This window comes from Mariniflexile gromovii (assembly GCF_017814435.1).
Classification (GTDB): Bacteria; Bacteroidota; Bacteroidia; order Flavobacteriales; family Flavobacteriaceae; genus Mariniflexile; species Mariniflexile gromovii.
Genome location: NZ_JAGJCB010000004.1, coordinates 64290 through 74963 on the forward strand (window position 1 = coordinate 64290; position 10674 = coordinate 74963).

Annotated in this window: 13 protein-coding genes; 2 read left to right on the plus strand and 11 right to left on the minus strand. The window is 34.1% G+C overall.

Going from position 1 to position 10674, the window contains the following annotated elements; all coding sequences use genetic code 11:
* Positions 1–105: 105 nt before the first annotated feature.
* The 11 genes from J8H85_RS05725 to J8H85_RS05775 all read right to left on the minus strand — a co-directional run bounded on the left by J8H85_RS05725 (position 106) and on the right by J8H85_RS05775 (position 7989).
* Positions 106–801 (minus strand): SCO family protein, encoded by a 696-nt coding sequence (locus tag J8H85_RS05725; protein ID WP_209653518.1) that lies wholly within the window; start codon positions 799–801, stop codon positions 106–108.
* Positions 779–1408, minus strand: coding sequence for a toxin-antitoxin system YwqK family antitoxin (locus J8H85_RS05730; protein WP_209653520.1), 630 nt, complete (start codon positions 1406–1408; stop codon positions 779–781). The genes J8H85_RS05725 and J8H85_RS05730 overlap by 23 nt, the downstream gene beginning before the upstream one ends.
* Entirely contained in the window at positions 1408–2148 is a 741-nt protein-coding gene (locus tag J8H85_RS05735) for a YHYH protein (RefSeq protein ID WP_209653521.1), read from the minus strand. The genes J8H85_RS05730 and J8H85_RS05735 overlap by 1 nt, the downstream gene beginning before the upstream one ends.
* Before the next feature lie 70 nt (positions 2149–2218).
* Positions 2219–2512 carry an EF-hand domain-containing protein gene (locus J8H85_RS05740; protein ID WP_209653523.1) on the minus strand — a complete coding sequence of 98 codons (294 nt, stop codon included), beginning with the start codon at positions 2510–2512 and terminating at the stop codon, positions 2219–2221.
* A 153-nt stretch (positions 2513–2665) separates the two neighbouring features.
* Positions 2666–4078 carry a CotH kinase family protein gene (locus J8H85_RS05745; protein ID WP_209653525.1) on the minus strand — a complete coding sequence of 471 codons (1413 nt, stop codon included), beginning with the start codon at positions 4076–4078 and terminating at the stop codon, positions 2666–2668.
* Positions 4079–4080: 2 nt separating this feature from the next.
* On the minus strand, positions 4081–4800 hold the full coding sequence (locus J8H85_RS05750) for a DUF2490 domain-containing protein (RefSeq protein ID WP_209653527.1): 720 nt from the start codon (positions 4798–4800) through the stop codon (positions 4081–4083).
* Positions 4801–4809: 9 nt separating this feature from the next.
* Positions 4810–5427 (minus strand): DUF4956 domain-containing protein, encoded by a 618-nt coding sequence (locus tag J8H85_RS05755; protein WP_209653529.1) that lies wholly within the window; start codon positions 5425–5427, stop codon positions 4810–4812.
* 13 nt (positions 5428–5440) lie between these two features.
* On the minus strand, positions 5441–6199 hold the full coding sequence (locus tag J8H85_RS05760; RefSeq protein ID WP_209653531.1) for a polyphosphate polymerase domain-containing protein: 759 nt from the start codon (positions 6197–6199) through the stop codon (positions 5441–5443).
* A 275-nt stretch (positions 6200–6474) separates the two neighbouring features.
* Positions 6475–7038: a Spy/CpxP family protein refolding chaperone gene (locus J8H85_RS05765; RefSeq protein ID WP_209653533.1), complete on the minus strand. Its 564-nt coding sequence runs from the start codon at positions 7036–7038 to the stop codon at positions 6475–6477.
* Positions 7039–7043: 5 nt separating this feature from the next.
* The gene (locus tag J8H85_RS05770; RefSeq protein ID WP_209653534.1) at positions 7044–7361 is read right to left on the minus strand and encodes a hypothetical protein; all 318 of its coding nucleotides are present in this window, start codon (positions 7359–7361) and stop codon (positions 7044–7046) included.
* Positions 7362–7410: 49 nt separating this feature from the next.
* A complete protein-coding gene (locus tag J8H85_RS05775; protein WP_209653536.1) occupies positions 7411–7989 on the minus strand; it encodes an RNA polymerase sigma factor in 579 nt (192 codons plus the stop codon).
* Between the two features lie 284 nt (positions 7990–8273).
* Between J8H85_RS05775 and J8H85_RS05780 the strand changes: the two genes are divergently transcribed.
* Positions 8274–9488, plus strand: a complete 1215-nt coding sequence (locus J8H85_RS05780) for an RsmB/NOP family class I SAM-dependent RNA methyltransferase (protein WP_209653538.1) — start codon at positions 8274–8276, stop codon at positions 9486–9488.
* 5 nt (positions 9489–9493) lie between these two features.
* The gene (locus tag J8H85_RS05785) at positions 9494–10573 is read left to right on the plus strand and encodes an endonuclease (RefSeq protein WP_209653540.1); all 1080 of its coding nucleotides are present in this window, start codon (positions 9494–9496) and stop codon (positions 10571–10573) included.
* Positions 10574–10674: the final 101 nt, after the last annotated feature.

The window sequence follows — 10674 nt, forward strand, 5'->3', positions numbered from 1 at the left end:
AAGGTTTAAATAATTTACGTTCAAAAAAGTTTTAAAAACATAAAGGCTTTGCAATTAAACACAAAGCCTTTAAAAACAGAAATCAATTTAACAAAATGCTACCAATCAGATTTCTTTCTTTAGTGCTTTTAAATCTGTAACCAATTGCGCCAACGAAGCCCTATTTAAACCATTATAAATCCCTCTTATATGTTTGTTTTTATCTATTAGCAAGAAGTTTTCTGAATGTAAAAAATCATTAATATCTTTTGGAGTTCCTAAATCATTTTCAACAAAGTATTGGTTTCTTCCCAGATTATAAATTTGTGTTTTATCTCCAGTAACCAAATGCCATTTATTGTCTATAACCCCATTCATTTTAGCATATTGTTTCAGCACCGGAACCGAATCTAATGTTGGCGTAACGGAGTGCGATAAAAACAAAACCTCGTCATCATTAATAAATTCTTCTTGAAGTTTAAACATATTGCTCGTCATTTGCGGACAAATACCAGGACAACTGGCAAAAAAGAAATCGGCTACATAAATTTTATCTTCAAAGTTTTTTTGAGTAATTGTATCTCCTAATTGATTGACTAATTCAAAATCTGGAATTTTATGAAATCCTTTTTCTTCTTTGCTATTTGGCCTTAACCAATGGGGCGTGAAAGATTCATCATTATAATATGGCAAATACTCTACCCTGCTGGTTTCTTCTACGTTAATGGATTCCTTTTTTACTTCTTTTTTGCATCCAACAACGCCTATTATTAATAAAGCAAAAACCCAATAATTTCTTCTAATCTTTAATAACTTTTTCATTTTCTAACTGATAACATAAATTAGACCGGAGCAAACCAAAAACACGACCATTTTTAGCTTCATAATTAACATATAACGTTCCGTTTTTTAACCAAGCTTGTTGCATCCCAACTTCGTTTCCATCAACCAAATGCCTTAGTTTTGATAATTGTCCGTTATCATACCATTGCTTTTCAACACCTTGTTTTACTCCATTTTCATAAGTGGATTCTTCTGATAATTCACCATTTTCCCAAAAACTTTTATAAATCCCAACCAGATTGTTTTGGTTGTAATAACACTGTACCCTAAGCACTCCAAGTTCCGACCATCGTTTGGCTATACCTTGGCGTTTTCCGTTTAAAAAACCTAACTTTTCTTGTAAAACACCGTTGTTATAAAATTTTAATGAGTACCCATTAAAAGGTTTACTTTTATAATACCATGTTCCTTCTATTTGATTTAAAACCAACTGGCTTTTAGCAACAACAGTGGTATCTATAATTACAGATTGGTTTTGTTCTTCAACCTCTTGATTATCTGCAAAGGCATCTTTAGAAGCTTGTTTACAACCAGACAAACAAACCACTAGTAATAAGAAAGAAAATGGTATTATCAAATTTTTCATTAGTAACCTCTATACGGACCCGCAAAAGCAATATAAGATCCCGTTGTAGAATATATTTCGTTAATAATGTGGTAATGGTACTCTGCTTCTCCATTAGTATATTGTGTGGTAGACGTGTGCCCTCCAGATGCATCTAAATCAGTTGGATATGTTCCTGTTGAAGTACATTTACGTCCATAAAGAAATACACCATCCTTTAATATGCCCACCAAATTTGAGTCATCGTCGGTAAACGCTTTTGGCTCTAAATGATAATGATAAACACCAGGACCAATGTGAGCCCCCGTCCAATCTAAACTGGCTGCTGCTTGATTTAATGCGCCATTCCCTTCTTGATCGTTAAAAATAGATGCCCCACTTACCGCGATACCAATAGTGTTTAACTGGGTAGAAACAGTGCTTCCTGATAAATTTGGAGTTGCATCAACCGTCATGGTTACCGCATTATTGTTACTCGACATAATACTTGGTGTCGTCTCCACATCTGGCTCTTCCATATACAGGCTGTTACCAACACCCCAATAAACCGTTTTATGATTTGGCAAACCGGTAGTTTCTATAACTACGTTTGAACCGCTTAAATAAATGGTTACCGCATCTGTATTAAATGCTGCATATGCTGCGTGAAGCTCTGTTACTACTTCTTCATCTTCTTCGGTAGCAGAACTTTCACTGGAACAAGCAATAAAAACCAAAAGCAATAAACTTGCAATAATGGATAACTTTAATAGACTTTTCATTTTTTAACTTTTTGTATTATGATTCTTTAGATGCTCTTTGAAACAAAAACTTGTGCTTCTGTATTAAAAATTATTCCTTTTTTGGTTTTTTTGATGGTTTCGGTGCTTTTTCCAATTCTTCTTTTGTTAAAAATCCATCTTCATTAGCATCAATTTTTTTAAAATCATCTTTCAAAGGTCCTTTTACTTCCTTCAAGGATAATTTACCATCTTTATTGGCATCCATTTCCTTTAAAAGTTCTTCAATAGTAGGGCGCTGTGGTTTTTGCTGATTTTTATCAGAAGATTGTGCATTAGTTGTGATAGTGAATAAGCATGTTATTATTCCTAAAATAATTCCTGTTTTTAATGTGCTACGTTTCATAATTTTAAATTAATGTTATGAAGGTTTAGATGCTATCTGTTTTAAAAACTTGTAGCGTATTTTGTTAAATAAATGCCAAAAAAAGACCCTAGAAACTAGGGCCTTCATTACACCATTAGTTTACACTAATAGTCATCAACAAATATGATCAAATTATTTCAAGTAAGTACTTACAGCAGAAGCTCTTGAACTTGCATGTGTTTTTAAAGTACTTATAGCCAATTGAAAATCTGAGCTGGATTCTAAAAATGTATATCCGGATTTTTCGGTAGTAGCATAGGGTTCAATTAATGCTGCATAAGTGGTATATAGCGCTTGAATTGTACTGGTATTAAATGGTCCATCTATAACCTCTTGTAAATAAGCATCGTATTTAGCTTTATAAACCGCATCATTATATATATATCCAATTAAGGGCCAGCTAGATGCACTTAAACCCGAAAAGTTTAACGCCAAAGCACCTCCCTGTTTACCTGTTTGTAATGCTTCATTATTATCCCAAGGTATCCATGTTAACTTATTTGTAGCTGGATCGTTATATAGAAAATAGTTATGCGTCATTCTACCATAAGTATCCCAATTTTGAATGATTGTGTTTACCGCTAAATATTTTAAATACTTGTCGGTATCAAAAATAGCATCTAAGTTAGAGCGCCAAGTAGCAGCATCCGATGTTCTTGTTGAAGCATTAATAACCGACAACAATCTACTAACATCTGAAAAATCGGCCTCATCTTCATTGTTTTGTTTTTCATATTGACTTTCATTATAAGTACCTGATGCAAACGAAGCCGCCGTACCATCTGGCTGATACAAATTACCATCACCATTTGTAAACTGGGTTTCAATGACGGTATCATCAACTTCCTCAACTAAGGTGTATAACCCAAAATATGTTGGACCATCACCATAATCTACATAAAGTGTATAAAAAGCTGTGTGCGAAACGGCCAACCCTGCATTTTTAAATACATCGGCAGCTACTTTTTCACGCAACATAGATTCATCATCAAAATTATTTTTAAGGCTTAATTTTTTAAACCCATAAAAACGTTGGTTTTTAATTTGCGGATAATCGTCTTCATATTCATCAAAATCCATTTTAAATGCCAGTTTCATAATGCCACTTTTCCAGGTACTGGACAAACTGGAATTCCCTTTAAAACGTACACCAACTTTATACCATTGTTTTCCGTTATAATAAACATCTGCAGGTACAAAAATGGGGTTTTCATCTGAAAAATTATTGCTTCCTCCTCTACCAAAAGTTCCATATAACGACGTCATGTTTGATAACATAGCTGCCCAATTTTCTTTTGAAATAACAAAATCAAACCGTTTTACTGCCATATCTTCAAAGACTTCATCAAAATTTGGTTCTGCATCATTGCTATGAGTTTCGGTGGTCCAATCGGTAGGCACAAAATCTGTATCTTCTATAACGACTTCGCTAGTAGTATCATCTTCCTCATTCACTAATTCTTTAGTTGAGCAACCTATAATTACATAGGCATTTATAAACACAATACTTAATAGTAGTGCTAATTTTAAAATTGTTTTTTTCATAGTTATTTGTTTTTAATGGTGTATTTATAGGATAATCCGATGATGTTTGTAGTTTCTGGCAAATCGACATTTAGCTCTTTCTCGAAGCGATAGTACAAACTTATTTTACCGTATTTTTTCATATCGTAATCGGTTCCAAAGGTTAATCGGTATTTATCGAAACCGCCATCTTCTCCTTTTTCGAAATGATTAAAAATTTCGGCTGAAAATTGCGGGTCGAGTTTCCAGTTTTTAATGTTGTATTCTACATCTGTTTTAAAACGAAGGTGCTGATTGGCATAATCGCCATCTGCAACAGAAACGGATAAATCGTTTTTATTTTGGTACCTCAAGCGGTAATCCAGTTTAAAATCGTTGATTTTGTGTTTGTAACTGGCATCGAATTGAAACCTAAAATGATTTTCGTATCCTTGAATATTGCCTTCGGTATCGTTTTGCCTAATAAATCGCGCCCCTGCACTAAGACTGAAATTTTTATTAACCGAATACTCCGTTTGTAGTTCCGTAAAATATTCATCTACTAATGATAAGTTTTCTTTTAACCTAAGCTGTTCTGCCAATTCAAAACTCCATTTTTTGTTAAGTTTATATTCAATTGAAACCGTGCTCCAAGCATTTAAATTCTTCGAATTGCTCGTTTGGGCATTTATATTCATTGGAAAAACTACACTTAGTAGCAATATGAATAAACAGAATGGCTTAATGTTTACTATCTTTTTCATAATTAAATACTAATTTGTGATTTCTTGATTTCCATTAAAATAAAAAATAGTAATGTTAGCCGTGTCTCTTAAAAAATTGACCTCACCAACAGTTATTCGGTTTATTATTAAACCGGTTCTGTTTTCCAAATCACTCTTTAATATGGCATAGTTTTCGGGCTTAATGTTTTCTATGTTTTCATAAATAATAGATTTGGATTCTTCTTGTTTTAAAGACCAATACCTTTCTATTAGTACAAGAACTACCACGATGATGGTGTTGAATCCAAATATTTCGGCGTAGCTCATTTTTTTATTAGCCAAAGCGTTTATTACAGAAATACCAATAACCACGAATAAATAGGTAACTTCTTTTTGAGAAATGGCATCTGTTCTATACCTAAGGATACCAAAAATGGCAAATAAACCGAGCGCCATCCCTAGGTCCATTTCAAACTTTTTAAGCGCAAAACACAAAAAGAATACGATAAGACTGATTAGGTAATAGGTAAAAACAAAATCTTTTCGTTTTGAAAATGGGTAATATATAAACCGGATGATTATAGTTAAGAATGTCATGTTGATAAAAAGCCTGACCATCATTTTATAAAAATCATCATTGAAGATTGGGATATCCAAAAATTCCATAGGGCAAATTGTGTTAAGCAGTTATTTTATTAATTTTTATTAGTTTTTCTTTAAAGCGGTTGTATTTTAAGTTATCGTAAATACTAATCATCCCAATGCAATATTTACTGATGCTATAAGGATTGATTTGTTTTGATTTTAATTCTTGAACTATGGGCGAGTTTCTGTTAAAGCGTTCTTGCTTCAATTCAATAATTACCAAATTATTATAGGTTTTAAACAAATCGTTTTTTTTAAAGGATAGGTTCAAATCTATGGTCAATCGTTCTTTATCGGTTTTATTTACCAAGGTAACTCTGTTGAATTGGTTCCAAATAATGGGCTCTAAATCAAAAGTTTCTTGGGTAGTTTTTTTAATAAATGCTCTCGACGCTTCTAAAAGATTGGTTTGAAAATTGGGCATGGCTGTTCTGGTTTTAGTGGTATTACCTTTACCGTCTTTCTGCTTTATTTCAAGAAAACAAATATTAGATTCTACATATTTTCGTATCCTAATTTTTGTTCTATTGTTTTTTCCGTTATGGTGGTCTTTGTAAAACTTATGCTCGGGCGTATCAAAATACAATGAGGAATACGTACTTATTCTATTCCCGTTTATTTCAACAACTTTATAGGCATCTTCAACACGCTTTAAAACCGACACCAAATCTTTTTCATGAATTACAAACTTGGTATCTGTGCGCTTCATCAACTTCACATCATCCATTTCTTCCAAAGTAATGGGCAAAAAGTTTTGTATTTCTTTTTCTAATTTATTCGATATTTCATACATGAGTCCATCTTTATTAATTAAACACGTGGTACGTTTTTTTCTAATGTTTAATAATTAGATGCCTTTTGTTTTAAAAACTTGTGTTATTTTAATATTAAATTTACATTACCATTTTAACGCACTATTTTTCAATTATTTACTTCTAAAAAAATTCATGAAACTTCTTGTTTTTTTTCTGTTTTAAACATTTAAAAGCCATAAAGAAACATACAAAGCAAAAAAAAACCTGTCAAACAAATTTGCTTAACAGGATTTTCTTCTAATTTGATAATAAATTATTCCGGTCTTGGTGGAGGCCCACCTTCTGGCATATTTTCTGGTGGAGGTCCTCCTTGAGGCCTTCCATCTCGTGGCGGTGGACCACCGTTACCTGGTCTTTTGCCGTTAGGCCCTCTGCGCAATGCATCGCGTACTATTTGTTCAAAACGTTGCTTTTGCTCTTCGGTGCATATATTACGAATTGCCCTTAAGTGATCAAACATCAACCTTTCATGGACCATTTCCTTTTCTCCCATTAAGTTCAAAATAGAATCCACTTCAGCTTCAGCAACATGGTCTTTTATTATCAACCTACCCAATTGGTCTTTAAAAACTTTTGTTTCTTCGTTAGATGCAACCATCCGCTCATGATGCTCCTTGTCTATTTTTTCAAATTGCTTCATCTGTTCATCATCAAACTTCAAAGCCTTTACTATAAACTCCGATGGACCTCCGTTTCCGCTCCCCTTTACCAAATTATTGCTTTTGGCAGTAGTAGGACTCAAATAATTGTATAGAAAGAAGCCATTTACCGCCACCAAAAAAACAAGTAATATATATAAGATTAAATTATTCTTCATGCGTCTTATTTTAAATTCAGTATTGTATCGTCCGAACTTGAAGTAAGTCCGTAAGTTTCAGCAAACGCATCAACATTTGTTATGTATTGGTTCGAATTGTATTGTCTAAAAGCCAAAACGTTTAAAACAATAAAACAAACCAATGTTGCCAATTGCAATTTAGGCGTAAACCAACCCCAAGCCACTGCAACCTCTTCCTTTTCCGCAAACAAACGTTGCATGGTTTTATCCTTAAAAAAAGGAGATACATTCACGTTTTCAATAGCATCCATAGACGCAAAAGTGTCATCTATTTTCTTTTGAATGTTGTTATTTGTTTCCATTTTCTTTGTGTTATACTTTTTTAGATGCAATACTTATTAAAAACTTGCGTTAAACTTCACTTTTAAAAAAATCGCCCAATAAATCCTGTAAATTCTTCTTTGCCCTAAACATTAGCGACTCTACCGATGAAACACTTTTTTCGGTAATCTCGCTCACCTCTTCATAGCTTTTACCATCTACTTTGCAAAGCGTAAAAACCACCTTTTGCGCTTCAGGCAATGCATTAATGGCCTTAAACAAAGTTTCACTTTTCTCTTTGTTTTCCAATAAAATACCTGGGTGGTTCATTTCAGTAAAGTAGGCCGTTTTATCAAAAGGCACATTATTTCCCGTAATACTTTGTAAAAAACCAAAACGCTTTTTCGTGCTTTTTTTTCTAATAAACTCCAAACATTTGTTGGTTGTAATTCTGTAAATCCATGTAGAAAGCTTCGAATTTCCTTTAAATTTTCCAATCGAATTAAACACCTCCACAAAAACCTCCTGGGCAATATCTTCGGCATCCTCCCTATTCGGCACAAACGACATACAAGTAGCAAACACCTTTTGCTGATAATCATCAATCAATTTCCCATAAGCCTTTTGGCTATGGTTTCGCAACTCGGTTATAAACTCGTTTTCTGTCAATCACATTCAATTTACTACAAACCTACTTAATTTTAAAAACAATTCACAAGCTTTTAAATTTTTATGGCATTACCCGCCAAAAAGCGGGTCGGGTTTTTCTCTGCAAGTCCTCGCTCCTACGTCGCTGTGGGCTTTCCGCTGCAACCCCTAATGCAACACATCAGCCAAAATAAAGCCTTCATAAAGAACATCTCTATCATCTAAAATCATTCAAATTTCAATAAAACAAAAACATTCGTGAATTCGTAGCAATTAACGTAACTTTGCAAACTTATTTATAGAACATGCGATTACACAGAAATTTATGCTTTTCGGTTATTGATGGTTTAACCTTAATATTTAACGAAGGAAATTATGCCGATAAAGTCATTCAACAATTATTAAAACGAGATAAACGTTGGGGCGCACGCGACCGTGCTTTTGTTGCCGAAACCACCTACGACATAGTACGCTGGAAACGTTTATATGCCGAAATAGCCGAAGTTAAAGAACCGTTCGATAGAGATAATTTATGGCGCATGTTTGCTGTTTGGGCTACCCTAAAAGGCATTAAACTACCCGATTGGACCTATTTTGAAAACACCCCAACCCGTAAAATAAAAGGACGTTTTGATGAGCTTTCAAAAATCAGAAAATTCAAAGAATCCATTCCAGATTGGTTGGACGAATTGGGCGAAAAAGAATTAGGCAAAGACATCTGGACCAAAGAAATGGCAGCCTTAAACGAACAAGCCGATGTTATTTTAAGAGTCAACACCCTTAAAACAACGAAAGAAAAATTACAAGCCGAATTATTCGATTTAGATATAGAAACTGATTATTTACCCGATTACCCCAATGCCTTAAAACTAAAGGAACGCTCCAACGTGTTTACCACCGAAGCCTTTCAAAACGGTTTTTTTGAAGTTCAAGATGCATCCTCACAATTAGTTGCCGAGTTTTTAAACGTAAAACCAGGTATGCGCGTGGTAGATACTTGTGCTGGTGCAGGCGGAAAAACATTGCACATAGCTTCCTTAATGGAAAATAAAGGGCAAATTATAGCCATGGATATTTACGCCAACAAACTCCATGAATTAAAACGTCGCGCTAAACGAAACGGCGCCCATAACATTGAGCCACGTGCTATAGAATCTACAAAAGTCATTAAAAAATTATATGATAAAGCCGACCGCGTTTTAATTGATGCGCCGTGTTCTGGTTTAGGCGTATTACGCAGAAACCCAGATGCCAAATGGAAATTGCAACCCGAGTTTATAGACAAGATTAAAGTGACCCAACAGGAAATTTTACAACAATATTCCAGAATGGTAAAAGTAGGCGGACAATTGGTGTATGCAACCTGTTCGGTATTACCATCTGAAAACCAACAGCAAGTTGATAAATTCTTAACATCGGAAGCTGGAAAAAACTTTACATTTGTAAAAGACAACAAAGTTTTAGCCCATAAATCTGGATTCGACGGATTTTACATGGCACTTTTAGAACGCAAAAATTAGTTTCCATGAAGCAACTCTACTTTCTATTTTTTACTTCAATTGCTTTTGCACAACTTACGCCTCCTGCCAACTTACAGAGTTATTACAGTGGCATAGATTTTAATAAAACTGGCACAAATCTTTTTGATGATTTAGCCGTTACAACCGCATCCAAACACACCAATTACATAAGTTATTCTGATGTATGGGAAGCTGATAAAATTACGGATGAAGACCCTGCAAACAGCAACAATGTTCTATTAATATATGGCTATAATGATAATGATGGAAATTACATTACAGACCGCTCAAGAAGCAAAACTTTAAACGGTGGCACCCAAGGTACTGATTGGAATAGAGAACACACATTTCCAAATTCTTTAGCTTCGCCCAAACTAGAAGATAGTGGAACAAATGTTCCTCCTTATGCCGATGCTCATAATTTAAGACCTTCGGATGTGAGAATGAACAATAACAGAGGTAATTTACTATTCGCTTCAGGAAGTGGTAATGCTGGGAATGTATCGGGAAACTGGTATCCTGGCGACGAATGGAAAGGCGATGTGGCCAGAATTATTATGTATATGTACTTAAGATACGGAACACAATGCAAGCCATCTTATACCGCAGTAGGCACAACTAATTCTGTTGACTCTAATATGATTAATTTATTGTTGCAATGGAATGCGGAAGACCAAGTTTCCACTATTGAAGATAACAGAAACACATATCATGGCAATGCATCTAATACTTATGGCCAAGGCAACAGAAATCCTTTTATTGATAATCCATACTTAGCTACAGTTATTTGGGGAGGAACGGTTGCACAAAATAGGTGGAACTCCTTATCAACAAACAATAGGGAGGCTATCAATTTTTCAATATACCCAAACCCTACCAAAGAAAACGTGTTTAAAATCACTTTAAGCAATCATACTACCAACTTAAACCTTGAAATTTTCAATGTTTTAGGAAAATCAGTCTTAAAGCAAAAATTAAGCAATAACACTTCTGAAATTAACATCGGCACTCTTAAAAAAGGCATTTATTTAGTCAGGCTAAATTCAGATAAAGGGAGCATTACCAAAAAGCTTATAAAACAATAATTAAAGAGCGACTTTTATGAGTCGCTTTTTTTATGTTTAAAACCTAGTGAATAACTAAACATTTTCATGGCATTAATTACATGGAATTACGCCGAAAAAAA